At 69.2% G+C, this 16,321-nt stretch carries 15 protein-coding genes; 6 read left to right on the top strand and 9 right to left on the bottom strand.

The genetic code is table 11. The features are described 5' to 3' along the window. Positions 1-13 precede the first annotated feature (13 nt). Complete coding sequence (locus ACS5Q7_RS12520) at positions 14-2,176, top strand: malate synthase G (RefSeq protein ID WP_478339633.1); 2,163 nt, start codon at positions 14-16, stop codon at positions 2,174-2,176. Positions 2,177-2,209: 33 nt separating this feature from the next. Here ACS5Q7_RS12520 and ACS5Q7_RS12515 read toward each other — a convergent pair whose 3' ends face one another. Further along, positions 2,210-2,971: a hypothetical protein gene (locus ACS5Q7_RS12515; RefSeq protein WP_478339632.1), complete on the bottom strand. Its 762-nt coding sequence runs from the start codon at positions 2,969-2,971 to the stop codon at positions 2,210-2,212. A 179-nt stretch (positions 2,972-3,150) separates the two neighbouring features. Continuing rightward, positions 3,151-3,465, bottom strand: coding sequence for a hypothetical protein (locus ACS5Q7_RS12510; RefSeq protein ID WP_478339631.1), 315 nt, complete (start codon positions 3,463-3,465; stop codon positions 3,151-3,153). 129 nt (positions 3,466-3,594) lie between these two features. Here ACS5Q7_RS12510 and ACS5Q7_RS12505 point away from each other — a divergent pair, with 129 nt between their 5' ends. Beyond that, positions 3,595-4,800, top strand: coding sequence for an L-dopachrome tautomerase-related protein (locus ACS5Q7_RS12505; RefSeq protein ID WP_478339630.1), 1,206 nt, complete (start codon positions 3,595-3,597; stop codon positions 4,798-4,800). Between the two features lie 64 nt (positions 4,801-4,864). Here the strand turns inward: ACS5Q7_RS12505 and ACS5Q7_RS12500 are convergent, their stop codons facing one another. Together ACS5Q7_RS12500 and ACS5Q7_RS12495 are read right to left on the bottom strand one after the other, a co-directional pair. Next, positions 4,865-7,429: a TonB-dependent receptor gene (locus ACS5Q7_RS12500; protein ID WP_478339629.1), complete on the bottom strand. Its 2,565-nt coding sequence runs from the start codon at positions 7,427-7,429 to the stop codon at positions 4,865-4,867. Between the two features lie 404 nt (positions 7,430-7,833). Then, the gene (locus ACS5Q7_RS12495) at positions 7,834-8,508 is read right to left on the bottom strand and encodes a Crp/Fnr family transcriptional regulator (RefSeq protein ID WP_478339628.1); all 675 of its coding nucleotides are present in this window, start codon (positions 8,506-8,508) and stop codon (positions 7,834-7,836) included. 187 nt (positions 8,509-8,695) lie between these two features. On the opposite strand from ACS5Q7_RS12495, the gene ACS5Q7_RS12490 reads away from it, so the two are divergent. The 3 genes from ACS5Q7_RS12490 (at position 8,696) to ACS5Q7_RS12480 (ending at position 10,731) form a co-directional block, all read left to right on the top strand. Next, positions 8,696-9,496, top strand: a complete 801-nt coding sequence (locus tag ACS5Q7_RS12490) for a pentapeptide repeat-containing protein (protein ID WP_478339627.1) — start codon at positions 8,696-8,698, stop codon at positions 9,494-9,496. Positions 9,497-9,613: 117 nt separating this feature from the next. After that, positions 9,614-10,003, top strand: coding sequence for a thioredoxin family protein (locus ACS5Q7_RS12485; protein WP_478339626.1), 390 nt, complete (start codon positions 9,614-9,616; stop codon positions 10,001-10,003). Between the two features lie 8 nt (positions 10,004-10,011). Continuing rightward, positions 10,012-10,731, top strand: coding sequence for a cytochrome c biogenesis CcdA family protein (locus ACS5Q7_RS12480; protein ID WP_478339625.1), 720 nt, complete (start codon positions 10,012-10,014; stop codon positions 10,729-10,731). A 22-nt stretch (positions 10,732-10,753) separates the two neighbouring features. Here the strand turns inward: ACS5Q7_RS12480 and ACS5Q7_RS12475 are convergent, their stop codons facing one another. From ACS5Q7_RS12475 to ACS5Q7_RS12460, 4 genes are all read right to left on the bottom strand, one after another. Beyond that, positions 10,754-11,869 carry a nickel/cobalt efflux transporter gene (locus ACS5Q7_RS12475; RefSeq protein ID WP_478339624.1) on the bottom strand — a complete coding sequence of 372 codons (1,116 nt, stop codon included), beginning with the start codon at positions 11,867-11,869 and terminating at the stop codon, positions 10,754-10,756. A gap of 9 nt (positions 11,870-11,878) precedes the next feature. Beyond that, a complete protein-coding gene (locus ACS5Q7_RS12470) occupies positions 11,879-12,157 on the bottom strand; it encodes a metal/formaldehyde-sensitive transcriptional repressor (RefSeq protein ID WP_238193862.1) in 279 nt (92 codons plus the stop codon). A gap of 162 nt (positions 12,158-12,319) precedes the next feature. Continuing rightward, positions 12,320-13,255, bottom strand: a complete 936-nt coding sequence (locus tag ACS5Q7_RS12465; protein ID WP_478339623.1) for a bifunctional enoyl-CoA hydratase/phosphate acetyltransferase — start codon at positions 13,253-13,255, stop codon at positions 12,320-12,322. A 17-nt stretch (positions 13,256-13,272) separates the two neighbouring features. Further along, positions 13,273-14,034, bottom strand: coding sequence for an IclR family transcriptional regulator (locus ACS5Q7_RS12460; RefSeq protein WP_478339622.1), 762 nt, complete (start codon positions 14,032-14,034; stop codon positions 13,273-13,275). A gap of 215 nt (positions 14,035-14,249) precedes the next feature. On the opposite strand from ACS5Q7_RS12460, the gene xsc reads away from it, so the two are divergent. Next, positions 14,250-16,028 carry a sulfoacetaldehyde acetyltransferase gene (gene xsc / locus ACS5Q7_RS12455; RefSeq protein WP_478339621.1) on the top strand — a complete coding sequence of 593 codons (1,779 nt, stop codon included), beginning with the start codon at positions 14,250-14,252 and terminating at the stop codon, positions 16,026-16,028. Between the two features lie 71 nt (positions 16,029-16,099). Here xsc and ACS5Q7_RS12450 read toward each other — a convergent pair whose 3' ends face one another. Beyond that, positions 16,100-16,312, bottom strand: coding sequence for a hypothetical protein (locus tag ACS5Q7_RS12450; RefSeq protein ID WP_478339620.1), 213 nt, complete (start codon positions 16,310-16,312; stop codon positions 16,100-16,102). Positions 16,313-16,321: the final 9 nt, after the last annotated feature.

The following is a 16,321-nucleotide window of genomic DNA, read 5'->3' as shown; positions in this document are numbered from 1 at the left end:
GAGTGTTTCGACCATGGATCGACTGACAATTGGCGGCCTCGCCGTCGCACGGGAGCTCCACGATTTCATCGCGGACGAGGCCTTGCCCGGCACCGGCATCTCGCCCGAAGTGTTCTGGGGCGGCCTCGGCGCCATCGTCCGCGACCTGACCCCGAAGAACCGGGCGCTGCTGGCCAAGCGCGATGCGCTTCAGGCGCAGATCGACGCCTGGCACCGGGAGCGGGCGGGCAAGCCCATCGACCCGGCGGCCTATAAGGCGTTCCTGACCGAGATCGGCTACCTGCTGCCGCCGCCCGGCGCCGTCGAGGTGCGCACCGAGAACGTCGACGACGAGATCGCGCGGATCGCCGGTCCGCAGCTCGTCGTGCCGGTCTCGAACGCCCGCTACGCGCTGAACGCCGCCAACGCCCGCTGGGGCTCCCTCTACGACGCCCTCTACGGCACCGACGCGGTGTCGGAGGAGGGCGGGGCGGTGCGCGGCGGCGGCTACAACCGCGCCCGCGGCGCCCGGGTCGTCACCCGCGCCCGCGGCACGTTGGACCGCTTCGTGCCCCTGGCCGGCGGGCGCCACGCCGACGTCGTGACCTACGCCGTCGAGGACGGGCAGCTCGTCGGCAACATGAACACCGGCGAGACCGTGCCGCTGGCCCGGCCCGAGCTGTTCGCGGGCTATCGCGGCCGGGCGAGCATGCCCTCGGCCCTGCTCCTGCGCCACCACAACCTGCACATCGAGGTCGTGATCGACCGCACCCACCGGATCGGCCGGTTCGACGCCTCGGGCGTCGCCGACATCCTGCTCGAATCCGCCGTGTCCACGATCATGGACCTGGAGGATTCGGTGGCGACGGTGGACGCGCAGGACAAGGTCGTCGTCTACCGCAACTGGCTCGGCCTGATGAAGGGCACCCTCGCGGCCGGCTTCGAGAAGGACGGCCGCCGCCAGGAGCGCCGCCTGAACCCCGACCGGCACTACATCGCCCCGAACGGCGGCGAGGTGGTGGTGCCCGGCCGTTCCCTGATGCTGGTGCGCAATGTCGGCCACCACATGGACACCGACGCGGTGCTCGACGGGGAGGGCCGCGAGATCCCCGAGGGGATGCTCGACGCCGCCGTGACGGCGATGATCGCCATCCACGACCTGAAGGGCGATTCCGGCCTGCGCAACAGCCGCAAGGGCTCGGTCTACATCGTCAAGCCGAAGATGCACGGGCCGGAGGAGGTCGCCTTCGCGGTCGAATTGTTCGACCGGGTCGAGGCGATGCTGGGCCTGGAGCCCAACACCCTCAAGATGGGCATCATGGACGAGGAGCGCCGCACCACGGTGAACCTCGCCGCCTGCATCGCGGCGGCGGCGAGCCGCGTGGTGTTCATCAACACCGGCTTCCTCGACCGCACCGGCGACGAGATCCACACGGCGATGGAGGCCGGCCCGGTCATCCGCAAGAACGACATGAAGTCGACGCCCTGGATCAAGGGCTACGAGGAGAACAACGTCGATGTCGGCCTCGCCTGCGGCCTGAAGGACCGGGCGCAGATCGGCAAGGGCATGTGGGCGGCCCCCGACGCCATGGCCGAGATGCTGATGCAGAAGGGCGCCCACCCGAAGGCCGGCGCCTCGACGGCCTGGGTGCCCTCGCCCACCGCCGCGACGCTGCACGCGCTCCATTACCACGAGACCGAGGTCGCGGCGCGGCAGGCGGAACTCGCCCGGCGCCCGCGCTCGGCGCTCGACGAGATCCTGGAGATCCCGCTCGCCCGCTCGAACTTCGCCCCCGACGACGTGCAGCAGGAGATCGACAACAACGCGCAGGGCATCCTGGGCTACGTCGTCCGCTGGATCGACCAGGGCGTCGGCTGCTCCAAGGTGCCGGACATCCACGATGTCGGCCTCATGGAGGACCGGGCGACCCTGCGCATCTCCTCGCAGCACATCGCCAACTGGCTGCACCACGGCGTGGTGAGCGAGGAGCAGGTGATGGAGACGCTGAAGCGGATGGCCAAGGTGGTGGACCGCCAGAATGCCGGCGACCCGCTCTACAGGCCGATGGCGCCCGATTTCGACGGTCCGGCCTTCCAGGCGGCGAAGGATCTCGTGTTCAAGGGCCGGGCGCAGCCGAACGGCTACACCGAGTGGATCCTCACCGCCCGCCGCCGCGAGGCCAAGGCGGCCGGGTAGGGCGCAGGACCGGGCCGTCGCTGGGATCGCCCGTCAACGGACCAGGGGCGCTCCCATGCCCGCCCCCTTGCCCGCCCCCTGCCGACCGGGCGGGGGGGCGTTCCACGAGACGAGGGCATCGCAGGAATCCTTCTCGCGCTCCCTCAGCACACCCTGCCTGACCAGGACCGCGTGATCGGCGGCACACAGATGCGCGGGCTTGGCATCGTGCTCCTCGAGGCTCATCGGAAACGCCATGACGCATCCGGTCATGGCGAAATGGCCGCTGCTCTGGACGACGGAGCGGAGGATCGACTTGTAGAGACGCTGCGCCAGCAGGGCGGACCCCGCGCCGGCCGGATCGGCGGTCCGCGGGTCGAAGCGTGCCGTCGAGATGACCTGGGCCGGGCTGTTCCCCACCCCGAACACCGACATCGTCGCGAAGACATACCGATAGGGCGACGTTTTCAGGTCGCGCGCCACGATCAGTTCCTTGAACGTCCGGTCGTCGCCGTCTCGCGATGTCGCGTCCCAGAAGCGTTCGAGGACCTTGGGCGCGTCGAGCTGCGTTCGGTTGGCGTGGAGTTCGGGGCCGAGCGGCAGGGTCAGATCCTGCATCACGTGGACGGGTGCCACCAGGGCCTTCTCCAGCGCGCAGCGCAGGGGTTCGACGAACCGCCGATCCGTCACCTCCGGGTGGAGGTAGATCGTCACGGCCGTCGGCGCCCAGTTCGGTTCCCGGAACAGTTGCGCGCCGGCCGGCGCCGTCCCGCACGCGGTCAGGGCCGCCAGGGCGGCGAGCCGGATCAGGGCCATGCGCCCGGCCAACGATGGCACGATCGACCGGCGCGGACCACTTTGCGAATGTTGCAATCCCTGATTGAACACAGCGAACATCTTTTGCTCTATTGGCGATGTTCGTCGAGATTGCCACGATCCGACTTCGCATGATCGCAGTTTCGGCCGGGGAGGTTAATCCCGCGCGGTCCGGGCGCTCAATAGCGGACGTTGGCGAAGCCTCCGCCGGTGCTGCGGGTGACGACGGCGCGGATCACCTCCTTGGTCGAGGGGCTGATGCCGCCGTCGCCCCGCAGGCGGCGCCCATCCGCCCGATCGAGCCGGGCGACGTCGTCCGCGCAGCGGTCGAGCGCGTAGCGGACCCTGGTCGAGGCGGCCATGCCGCGCGGCACGGCGGAGCCGTTCATCTCGAAGCGCAGGCAGGAGGCCAGATACCCCTTCAGGTCATCGAAGGCGGCGGCGTTCGCGCTGGAGGTGAGGGCGACGAACAGGAGGGCGGAGCGGATGAGCATCGGGATCCCCGGTCGGGATGGTGATGCGGTAACGCGCGAACCCCGCTTTTGTGGCTGCCGCCGCGTCGCAGGCGGGAGCCGCCGCGTCCCGGGAGACGTTGGCCTGCACATCCCTATGGAGTGCGCGCAATGAATCGTCCCACGACGGCCCGGATCGGGCTCGCCCTGTCGCTGCTATCCGGCGTCGGAGTCCTGGCGGCACCCGCCGTGGCGCAGGAGCCGGCCTCCGGCCAAGGCAAGCTCACGCAGGTCGCGAGCTTCGGCCATCAGGTCACGGGCATCACCGTGAGCCGGGACGGGCGCATGTTCGTCAACTTCCCCCGCTGGAGCGAGGACGCGCCGATCTCGGTCGCGGAATTGAAGGACGGCAAGCCCGTCGCCTACCCGGACGAGGAATGGAACGGCTGGCGCAACGCCAAGATGGACGAGGTCGACCCGAAGACCCACTTCGTCTGCGTGCAGAGCGTCGTCGCCGATGGCCAGGACCGCCTCTGGGTGGTCGATGCCGCCGCGCCCGCGATGGCGCATGTGGTGAAGGACGGACCGAAGCTCGTCGGCATCGACCTGAAGACCAATAAAGTCGTCAAGACCATTCCCTTCGACACCAGCACCGTGATGCAGGCCTCCTACATCAACGACGTGCGGATCTCGCCGGACGGGAAGACGGCCTACCTCACCGATTCCGGCGCGGAGGGCGCCTTGATCGTGGTCGATCTCGACAGCGGGACGGCCAAGCGGCTGCTGTCCGGCCATGCCTCGACCATGCCCGACAAGAGCGTCACCGTGCAGTATGACGGCAAGCCGCTGCGCCGCCCCGATGGACGCGGGGTCGCGTTCTCGGCGGACGGCATCGCCCTCTCGCCCGATGGAAAGACGCTCTACTGGCAGGCGATCAAGGGCAAGACTCTCTACAGCCTGCCGACCGACGCGCTGACCGGCTGGGCCACCGCCTCCTTCGTGCCGGAGATGCTGAGCGACAAGACGCTGACGGGCAAGATCGCCACCGTCGGCGAGAACGGCGTGGCCGACGGCCTGCTGATCTCGCGCAAGGACGGGCGCATGTACGTGACTTCGCCGCAGGACAATGCGGTGAAGGTCCGCGACCTCTCGAAGGCGAATTCGCCCCTGACGACCCTGGTGCAGGACGAGCGGCTGCGCTGGCCGGACACGTTCTCGGAGGGGCCGGACGGCACGATCTACGTCACCACCTCGCACATCCAGGATTCGGCGGATTACAAGCCCGGCGCGCCGATCAGCCTGCCGACCGAATTGTGGGCGATCAAGGCCGGCCCCAGTGAGGTCACGGGCTCGACGGGCGCCGGCACCGCCCGCTGATAACGCGACCGGCCCGGTTCGGAGAATCCATCTCCCCGAACCGGGCCCGCTCGGACCGCGCCGCTCAATACTTCCGGATGATCGGTTCCGGCGACATCGGCACCGGATCGGGGCCGAAGGCGTAGCGGATGCCGGCATAGACCGACAGCGGCTGCGCCAGGGTCGTGGTGCGCGGCTCGTTGATCGCGAGGTTGCCCGCCACGGCGCCGGGCTGGGCGAAGGTGCCGAACGTGGCGTAGCGGTTGTTGGTGAGGTTGGTGATCAGGCCGAACACCTCGAGATGCTTCGTGACCTGATAGCTCGTGTTGAAGTTCATCACGTAATAGGCCGGAAGCTTGCGGTTCAGGTTCGACTCGTCGCCCCGGTAATAGGACGAGGAGAAGGCCGCCACGTTGAGGCCGATGCGCCATTCGGGCGTGACGAACACCTCGAACCCGCCCTTGATCTGGTGGGCCGGGACCAGGGGGACCTTGTCGCCCGGCCGCACGAGGATCGAGCCGTCCGCGTTCGCCAGGGGGTTGTTGGGCGAGGACAGCGTGCCGTTGAACTGGAACGTGGCATCGACCAGGGCATAATTGGCGTAGACCCGCAGCCAATCGGCCGTGTACTCGGCCCCGACCTCGATGCCCTGGCGCTGCGTCGCGGGCACGTTCACGAAATAGGCGCGGGCGGCGTTGCCGGGGGTGGCCAGCGAGATGATGTCGTTGGCCAGATCGGTGCGGAAGGCCCCGATCTTATAGGTCACGAGCCCGTTGTCGTAGAAGTTCGGCAAGTTGCCCCGGAAGCCGACCTCGTAGGTCCGCCCCGTCACCTGCTTCAGCGGCGGATCGGCGACGAGCGAGTTCGGCAGCAGGCAGGGCTGGTTCGGGTTGGCGCAGGAGAGTTCGAGCGGCGTCGGCGCGCGGTTCGATTCCGAGTAGCCGCCGTAGAGCGACAGGGCGTCGAAGAATCGATAGGTCAGGCCGGCGACGGGATTGATCTTGTTGTAGTAGTGCGTGCCCGTCACGTCGGGCGACAGGCCCGTCTGGTCCTCGGTGGCGATGCGGGCGAAGTTGAGCCGCGCCCCGGCCGTGAGCGACAGCCGGTCCGTCAGGTCGAGCGTGTCGGTGGCGTAGAGACCCATGTAGAGGTTCGAGCCGCTGACCGAGCTCGGCGCGAGGCCGAGCGCCCCGAGGGTGCGCAGGTAGGTCGTGCCGAGGCCGGCGACGTTCCCGTAGAACGGGTTCACCGGGTTCGTCGTCACGCTGAGATCGGGATTGATGACCCCCAGCGTGCTCGACGATTTGAAGCTGTAATCCGCGACGTCGATGGAGCCGCCGACCACGAAGGCATTGCCGAAGCCGAAGATCGTCTCGCGGTTCGAGGCCTGCAGCGAGCCGCCATAGCCGGTGGCCTGCGTCTTGGTGGTGTCGATGGTGCCGTAGGGCACGGTCCCGTTGAACGGGATCGGGCGTCCGTTGAGGCCGACGATGGTGAACTGGTTGGCATAGGCGCGCCGGGCCGCCGTGCCGGCGGGCGGGGCGTTCACGTTGAACGCGTCGTCCTGCAGGCAGAGTGAACCGCGGAAGTTGCCCTGGCGGCTGCAATTCTCGAAATCGGCCTGGTTGCCGTCGACGTAGGTCTGGTCGTAGCGCCGGAAATAGGCGTTGCCGGCGAGGTCCCAGGTCGGGGAGATGTCGACCCGGCCGGTGAGCTGCAGCGTCCCCATGTCGGTGGTGATCTGCTGCGGATAGGTGAAGATCGCCCGGGGATCGGCATGGGTGAAGTCCACCGGGGTCGCCGCCGTCGCGCCGTAATAGGTGCGGGCGAGGGCGCCGATCAGGTGAAACTCCGAATCCTGCGAGCGGTAGCCGAGGTCGGTATAGACGCGGCCGATGGTGCTCGGGCTCTCGTAGCGCCAGCCCCGGTCGTTCAGCCCGTCCCCGGTGAAGTAGAAGCTCCACGGGCCGGAGATCTTGCCGTATTCGAGGGAGCCGGCGACGCGCCCGTCCGAGCCGCCGAGCGCGGTGATCTCGGTGCCCTGCCAGGTGAAGCCGTTCTTCATCTGGATGTTCACCGCGCCGCCGAGGGCGTTGAGGCCGAACACCGGATTGCCCGTCACCACGTCGATCCGCTGGATCGCCTGCGGCGGGATCAGGTCGAAATTGACCACATCGCCGAAGGCCTCGTTGATGCGCACGCCGTTCTGGTAGACCGCCAAGCCCTGCGGCACGCCTGCGACGGGGGAGGCGGTGAAGCCGCGATAGGTGACGTCGACGCGGTTCGAATTGCCCTGGCTGTCATTGACGTTGAGCGCCGGCGTGCGCCGAGCCAGCGTCGCCACGGCGTTGCCGGTGCCGCGATCCACCGCGAAGTCCTGCGCCGTCACCGTCTCGACGGTGCTCGGGATCTTGGAGAGGGGCTGGTCGCTGCCGCGCAGGCGCACCGCGCCGGCCGGTGCGGGCGTGGCCGGGCCGGGCAGAGCCACGGCGTCGGGGACGGGAGCGCCCGTCGCAGCGCCGCTTGCGCCGCCGCCGACGGGGGTCGTCGCCACCACGCTGATTTCATCGAGCGTGACCGTCTGCTGCGCTTGGGCGAGCCCCGGCAACAGCGCCACGGACGCGATCAGGCTGCCCCGAAGAGCGCGCATGTCATTTCCCCCCCAACCCGGTCTGCTTCCGCCTTCGCGGCTTCGCCCCACATCCACCAAATGCTGGGATGGATCGGCAATCCGCCTTGCACATTCTTCACGGCGTCGTGAGCGGACAGAACAGAGATCCCTGGCGCGCTGTGCGGTCTCGGTCACAGCCCCGGCAAGTCTTTGGGTGAAACTGGAAAATCCATCCGGGATGTTTCGGCAATAGTGCGCCAGACCTCTTCCGGGAAAGCTGGCTCATGCCGCGTCTCCCGTCTGTGCGGGCGAAGCGAAGCCACTCACGGATTCGCCACATCCGGTCAGGTCCGCAGCGCGGGATGGCTACGGCGTCGCGCGCAGAGACGGTTGTGCAGACGATCCGGGTCGCACCGGAAACGCGCCCGACGCTGGGCGCTCGATCACCGTTGCCCTGCGGCGCTGAGGCTGGCGCGATCGACGATCTCTATCGCGCCCCGGCGGAGTTCGATGAGGCCCGCCTCGGCCCACTGCGCCAGGATGCGGCTCACCACCTCGCGCACGCTGCCGACATCGTCCGCGAGGGTCTGGTGTGTCACCGCGGCGACATTGCGGGGATCGGCCTCGGCCAGGAGACGGTGCGCGAGGCGCTGCTTCAGGGGCGCGAAGGCGACCTCATCGATCAACGTGAACAGGCCGGACATCAGCCGCGTGTAGTCGTCCATGACGAAGCTGCGGAAGGCGGTGCTGTCATTCATCAGGTGCTGGAACGTGCTCACCGGCAGGGCCGCGAGTTCGGTCCGCTCCTCGGCGACGCTCTGCGCCGGGAAGGTCCCGCCGGACAGGAGGCATTGCGTGGTGAGGGCGCAGGTTCCGCCGGGGCCGACCTTGTAGATCAGCACCTCGCGCCCGCCCTCCGACATCCGGAAGACGCGCGTCCGGCCATCCAGGCACATCAGGTAGTTGGCGCACTCGCCGTCGAGTTCGTAGGCGGTGGCCCCCGCATCGAGCACCGGAAAGTGCACCGTTCCCCGGGCGATCTGAAGGTGCGCCGGGCTCAGCGCGCGGATCGGCGGAAACCGGTCGATCCATCGCTCGACCTTCTGGGCATCCGTCATGGCTGGCGTTGTCCTCCGGACGCGAGGACGGGCTGGAAAAACCCGGCCCGGCTTGCGTTTTTCTCCCGCCGCGCCCGACTTGTGTGACCTCGGTCACCGACGGGCTGCGGCGGCCCGGCATAGCATCGCCCCAAACCGAAAACGAGACGAGTGCCGGCTCAGACCGGCCCATCCCGGGAGTGACACGATGCGCCGCCTCGCCCTGAGCCTCCTGCTCGCCGCCCTCGCCGCCGGCCCCGCCGCCGCCGAGCAGGACCTGCTGCTCGGAGCGGACATGACCTCTCCCGCCATGACCAAGGCCGAGATGAGCCGTGCCGATGTCGAGGCGATGATCAAGGCGGCAAACGGCAAGCCGATCGACCTGCACGACAGGTCGCTGTCCGGCCTCGACCTCTCCGGCCTCGACCTCCGGGGCGCCAACCTGCGCACCGCGCGGCTCAACAGGGCGAACCTGCGCGGCGCGGACCTCACCGGCGCCAACCTGCAACAGGCGTGGTTCCTGAAGGCCGACCTGTCGGGCGCCAAGCTCGCGGACGCGGCGATGTTCGGCATCACCGCGCGGGACGCGAACTTCAGCGGCGCCGACCTCAGCCATTCCATGCCCATCGGCGACTTCAAGGGCGCCGACATGAGCGGCGCGACCCTCGTGGATCTCAGGGGCGGCGCCGATATCCGGAACCAGTCCATGGGCCTGATGCGCGCCGTCTTCACCTCGGTGAACCTGGCGGGGGCGAATCTGCGAGGGGCCAATCTCGGACGGTCGCGGCTGGAATTCGCCAACCTGACGGACGCCGACCTCACGGACGTGGTGCTGATGGGCTCGGACCTGTCGGGCGCGAACCTGACCGGCGCCACCGTGACGGGCGCGGATTTCAAGAACGTCGACGTCGGCGGCGCGAGGCTCATCGACCTCAAGGGCGAGGACCGTGCCCGGGATTGGGCGGCGCGCATCAACATCGACCGCGCCGTCACGCAGGCGCCCCACTGACCGGGCGGTGAAACCGAAGCCGGCCTCCCGGCGAAAGGCTGGGAAAGCCCCCGCCGACAGGGGGCACCGAGACACACGCCGAACCTGTTCCCGTCCACGAACCGAGGACCCCGATCCATGACCAGCCGCCGTTTCCTCCTCGGGCTTTTCGCCGCCGCGCCGATGGTGTTCGGCACCGCCGCCTCGGCCGCCGAACAGCCCTACGATCCGGCCGCCTTCCAGGCCGCGCAGAAGGCGGGCAAGCCGATCCTCGTCCACATCACCGCGCCCTGGTGCACCACCTGCGCCGCGCAGAAGCCGATCCTCGCCACGCTCGAGGCCGATCCGAAGTTCAAGGATCTGCAGGTGTTCGATGTCGATTTCGACAGCCGCAAGGATGTGGTGAAGCAGTTCCGGGCGACGATGCAGAGCACGCTGATCACCTATAAGGGCGACCGGGAGACCGGCCGCTCCACCGGCGAAACCAGGCCCGCGGCGCTCTCCGCCCTCCTCGACAAGGCGATCTGACGCGAACCATGGTCGCCACCCTCGGCCTCGCCTTCCTCGCCGGCATCCTCTCGGTGCTGTCGCCCTGCGTCCTGCCCCTGCTGCCGCTGGTGCTGGGCGCGGCGGCGTCCGAGCACCGGCTCGGCCCGGCGGCGCTGGCGGGCGGGCTCGCCCTGTCCTTCGTCGTCATCGGCCTGTTCGTGGCGACGGTCGGCTTCGCCCTCGGCCTCGACGCGGGGGTGTTCCGGACGGTGGCGGCGATCCTCCTGGTGCTCGTCGGCCTCGTGCTGATGGTGCCCGTCGCGCAGACCCGCCTCGCGGCGGCGGCGGGGCCGGTGAGCGACTGGACGGAGCGCCGCTTCGGCGGATTTTCCACCGCAGGGCTCGCCGGCCAGTTCGGGGTCGGGCTCCTGCTCGGGGCGGTGTGGAGCCCCTGCGTCGGGCCGACGCTGGGCGCGGCCTCGCTCCTGGCCTCGCAGGGGCGCGACCTCGGCGTCGTCGCCCTGACGATGCTCCTGTTCGGCCTCGGCGCGGCCCTGCCGCTGCTCCTCCTCGGCACGCTGTCCCGCGAGGTGCTGATGCGCTGGCGCGACCGGATGATGGGGCTGGGCAAGGGGCTGAAGGCGGCCCTCGGCCTGATCCTCGTGGCGACCGGCCTGATGATCGCCACCGGGCTCGACAAGTCCGCCGAAACCGTCCTGGTCAATGCCTCGCCGGACTGGCTCACGGCACTGACCACCCGCCTCTGACCCGGACGGCTTCACCCAGCCTTCACCGTTCGGTGGACGACGCGACGGCGTGATCCCGATGCCCGTGCCGGATGCCCTCCCATCCGAGCCACCCGGTATACAGGCCGACCGTGACGATCAGCGCGGCCGAGGCGTAGGGGGCCCGCCGGGCGAAAGCCTCGAACCCGGACCAGCGCGAGGCGGCGTGCTTGACGCCGAGCGCCGCGATGATTCCCGCCGAGACCATCGTGAGCGCCAGGCCGAGGCTGAAGCAGGCGACGAGCGCGAAGCCGAGGCTGAACTGCTTCAGCTGGATGCACAGGAGCAGCACCGTGATGGCGGCCGGACACGGGATCAGGCCGCCCGTCAGGCCGAACAGGACGATCTGACCGGTCGTCACCCGGCGGCCCGCGAAGCGGCGGCGGATGTCCTCGGCATGGGCGCGGGCATGGGCGTCGTCCGCTTCGCCCCCATGCAGGGGGCCGTGGCCGTGCTCCTCGAACGCGACCTCGTGGGTCTCGCTGCCGTCCGGCCCGCTCAGGGTCAGCCGCGCCGTGAAGTCATGGGGCTCGGGGATCGTCTCCAGGCTGTCGAGGCCGTCGCCGCGCTGCGCGAAGGCGAAGGCCTGCCGGCCCCCGTCCGGGCGGAGCGTCTCGATTGAGAGGCGTTCGGGAGCCGGCAGCTCGCCGCGCTCCGCGCGCACCCGCCAGCGCGGCGGAACGCCGTCCTCGTATACCTCCAGCGTCAGCAGCCCGTTCGCGGTGGCGATACGCTTCGCCTCGTCGTGATGATGATGATGGTGGTGGTCGTGGTGATGCTCGCGCCGAATGCGCCACGCCATCCAGAGGGCGATGGCGACGATGAGGAACGCGGAGGCGAGCTGGAAGTACGGCTCGCTCGCCTCGCCGCCCCATTCCCGGCCGAGATACTGCCCCCCGAGGGCGATCACCCAGACGATGGCCGTGTGCGAGAGCGTGGCGGCCAGCCCGAGCAGGACGGCCTGCGTGACCGTGCCCCGGACCGCGATGATGAAGCCCGCCATCATCGTCTTCGAGTGGCCGGGCTCCAGGCCGTGCAGGGCGCCGAGCAGGATCGCGCTCGGCACGAACAGCCAGGCATGCGCGGTCCCCTGCTGAAGCAGGTCAGGCAAGGAGGTCATGGGGTCTCGTCACTTGAGATAGGTCCGCACCACCTCGATCAGCTCGGCAGCGCCCCGGGCGCGCTCGGCATCCGGCTCGGCGTCCGGATTCACGACGTGGTGGCGGATGTGGTCTTCCATCAGCTCGGCGGTCAGGCCGTTGATCGCCCCGCGCATCGAGGCCACCAGCATCAGGACGTCGGCGCAGCCGAGTTCGGCCTCCAGGGCCCGCTCGACGGCCTCGGCCTGTCCCTTGATCCGGCGCACCCGCGCCAGGAGCTTGGTCTTTTCCTTGATCGTATGGGCCATCGCAGGCCTCCTCGCCACGACGTATAGGGGGGTACCCTATATCCGTCCAGTGGCGACGGGCCGTGGGGGGAGCCCCTGCAGAGAGGAAGGCGACCCCAGCATCGGGGTTCGCCGGTGCCCCGGCTGCGGTCGCGCGGTCCCGGAGGTCCGCCCTCGGCGCGATCAGTGCGGCTTGGCCGACGCGGCGAGGGTGGCCAGCGCGCAGGAGGCGATGCGCGCCTGGACCGAGTCGGCGCGGCTCGTGAGGATGATCGGCACCTTGGCGCCGAGCACCAGGCCGGCGCAGGCGGCACCGCCGAGATAGACCAGCGACTTGTACAGGCTGTTGCCGGCATCGAGGTTCGGGACCACGAGGATGTCGGGCTCGCCCGCCACCAGCGAGACGATGCCCTTCGTGTGCGCCGAGGTGAGCGACACGGCGTTGTCGAACCCCAGCGGACCGTCGAGCACCGCCCCCGAGATCTGCCCCCGGTCGGCCATCTTGCACAGGGCCGCCGCGTCGATGGTCGAGGGCAGCGCGGGGTTCACGGTCTCGACCGCGGCCAGGATGGCGACCTTGGGCGCGGCGGTGCCGAGACCGTGCGCCAGATCGATCGCGTTGCGGATGATGTCGGCCTTCTCCATCAGGCCGGGGGCGATGTTGACGACCGCGTCGGTCAGCATCAGCGGCTTGTGGTAGGCGGGGCAATCGAACCAGAAGACGTGGCTGGTGCGCCGGCCCATCCGCAGGGGGCTGTCCCGCGCGACCACGGCGCCCAGCAACTCGTCGGTGTGGAGCGATCCCTTCATCAGGGCGCCGAGCGCCCCCTCTCCCGCCATGGCGACGCCCCGTCTCGCGGCCGCGCAGGGGTCGGGCGCCTCGACGATCTCCCGGTCGGTCAGGTCGAGCCCGGCCTCCGAGGCCACCCGGCGGATCACGGCGGCGGGGCCGATCAGGACCGGATCGATGTAGCCGAGGTCGGCCGCTTCGAGGGCCGCCGCCAGCGCCCCGGTCTCGCAGGGATAGACCACGCCGACCCGGACCGCCCCGGACGCCCTGGCCTTCAGCGCGAGGGCGTCCATCCTGGGATACGAAGGCGCCACTCGCGGCATGTCCATGGGAATCTCCCGGGGTGTCAGGTGAGCGTCGCGGCCAGCGCCGACGCGGCTTTGTGGAGGACGGGCAGGCGGTCGGGGGCGTTCTCCCGCCACAGGCGGACCACCGGGGCCTGGAGCGCCAGCGCCGCCACGCAATCCCGGCCGTCCCGGTCGAGGATCGGCACGGCGATGCAGAACAGGCCGGTCAGGAATTCCTCGTCGTCGAGGGCATAGCCCTGACGCTTGATCTGCTGCAGCTCGGCTTCGAGGGCGGCGGGATCGGTGATGGTGTTGGCGGTGTGCTTGTCGAGGGGCAGGCTCGCGAGCAGCCGCTCGCGCCGGCCGCGCGGCATCAGGGCCATGAACAGCTTGCCGCTGGCCGAGCAATGCGCCGGCACGCGCGAGCCCTTCTGGAACGCCACCCGCAGGGGCAGGGACGCCTCGACGCGGTCGAGATACATGACCTCGCCGCCCTGAAGCAGGGTCAGGTTGCACGATTCCCCGAGGTCGTGGACGACCCCCTGGAGGATCTGGTGCCGGCGGATCGAGCCGGGATTGTTCGACAGGATGGCGAAGGCCAAGGCCGTCGACCGCGCCGCCAGTTCGTAGCGCCGCCCGTCCGGCAGCCGCCGCAGCAGCTCGGCGCCTTCCAGCATCGTCAGCCAGCGGTGCAGCGTCGGCTTCGGGAGGTTCGCCACCTCCGTCAGTTCCGCGAGCGTCGGGGCGTGATCCATGGCGGCGATCGCCTCCAGGAGACCGAAGGCCTTGAGGGCCGGTGAGGACTCAACGGTGTCTTCCATTTGAAAACGACCTCTATTCCAAAAAACAGAACGTTGAAAGCAAAAAAACGAGATTTCAGTTGCGAAGGTCGGTGGGACGGTCCATGAATGGCCGGCAAGCCGCGCCCGGATCGAACCGGTCCGGGCGCCACGGCCCGCTCGCAGAACACTCCGGAACAGGGAATCGCGGGGGACCCGAGCGGGGTCGATGCGGGGAAACACCAGGAGGGTGCGCCATGAGGATGTCCACGGAAGAAGCCTTTGTGAAGGTGCTGCAGATGCACGGCATCGAGCACGCCTTCGGCATCATCGGGTCGGCCATGATGCCGGTCTCCGACCTCTTCCCGAAGGCCGGTATCGCCTTCTGGGACTGCGCGCACGAGACGAATGCCGGCCTGATCTGTGACGGCTACACCCGCGCGACGGGCAAGATGGCCATGGCCATCGCCCAGAACGGCCCCGGCGTCACCGGCTTCGTCACCGCGATGAAGACCGCCTACTGGAACCACACGCCGATGCTGCTCGTGTCGCCGCAGGCGGCCAACAAGACCATCGGCCAGGGGGGGTTCCAGGAAGTGGAACAGATGGCCCTGTTCAAGGACATGGTCTGCTACCAGGAGGAAGTGCGCGACCCCACCCGCGTCGCGGAGGTGCTGAACCGCGTCATCGAGAAGGCGTGGCGCGGCTGCGCGCCGGCGCAGATCAATATCCCGCGCGATTTCTGGACCCAGGTCATCGATGTGCCGCTTCCGCAGATCGTGCGGCTGGAGCGCCCGGCGGGCGGCCGGCAGGCCATCGCGGACGCGGCCGAGATCCTGTCGGCGGCGCAATTCCCGGTGATCCTCGCAGGCGCCGGCGTGGTGATCGGCGATGCCGTGCGTGAGACGGCGGCCATCGCCGAGCGCCTCGATGCGCCGGTCTGCTCCGGCTACCAGCACAACGATTCCTTCCCCGGCAGCCACCCCCTCGCCGTGGGGCCGCTCGGCTACAACGGCTCGAAGGCCGCGATGGAGCTGATCGCCAAGGCGGACGTCGTGCTGGCGCTGGGCACCCGCCTCAACCCGTTCTCGACGCTGCCGGGCTACGGCATCGATTACTGGCCGAAGCAGGCCAAGATCATCCAGGTCGACATCAATCCCGACCGGATCGGCCTGACGAAGCCGATCACGGTCGGCATCTGCGGCGACGCGCGACAGGTCGCCCGGCAGCTCCTGGAACAGCTCTCCTCCGAGGCCGGGAATCCGGGCCGCGAGGCGCGCAAGGCGCTCATCCATCAGACGAAATCCGCCTGGGCCCAGGCCCTCACCTCCCTCGACCACGAGGACGACGATCCGGGCACGACCTGGAACCGCGAGGCGCAGGAGCGCGACAGCGATCGGATGTCGCCCCGTCAGGCATGGCGGGCGATCCAGGCCGGAATGCCGCGCGACGCGATCATGTCGACCGACATCGGCAACAACTGCGCCATCGGCAACGCCTATCCGAGCTTCGAGCACAGCCGGAAATACCTCGCGCCCGGCATGTTCGGCCCCTGCGGCTACGCCTTCCCGTCCATCGTCGGCGCCAAGATCGGACGGCCGGACACGCCGGTCTTCGGCTTCGCGGGGGACGGCGCCTTCGGCATCTCGATGAACGAGATGACCTCCATCGGCCGCGACGAGTGGCCGGCGATCACCATGGTGATCTTCCGCAATTACCAATGGGGCGCGGAGAAGCGGAATACGGTGCTCTGGTACGACAACAACTTCGTCGGCACCGAACTCGACCCGAAGCTCAGCTACGCGAAGATCGCCGTGGGCTGCGGCTTCAAGGGCGTCCGCGTCGACAACACCCGCGACCTCACCCAGGCCATCCAGCAGGCCGGCGAGGACCAGTCGCGCGGCGTGACGACCTTCATCGAGGTGATCCTGAACCAGGAACTCGGCGAGCCCTTCCGCCGGGATGCGATGAAGAAGCCCGTGCCGATCGCCGGCATCGAGAAGTCGGACATGCGCCCGCAGCATCCGCCGGTCTGATCACCGTTCTCTCGGGTCCTGATCGCCGCGCGGGGCTTCGTCTCCGCGCGGCGTTTCCTATGGCCCGAGGCTCAGTTCCCCGGGAACAGCATCGCCTCGTTCTGCTCGTTGCGGGCGATTTCGAGCATGTGCCACTTCAGCCCCGAGACCACGCGCTCCGCGTCGATGCCCGTTACGGCGGGACGCGCCGGATAAGACGCGGCGTGGGTGTTGGCGACCAGCACCATGGCGTAGAGCGCGGCCAGGATCGGCAGGATGTCGCGCGCGCGTTCGAGGTGGTTCATGGCAGCCGT

This window comes from Methylobacterium sp. Gmos3, assembly GCF_056430985.1.
Note: the sequence above shows the minus strand (reverse complement) of the source record. Positions and strands in the feature narration are given on the sequence as shown.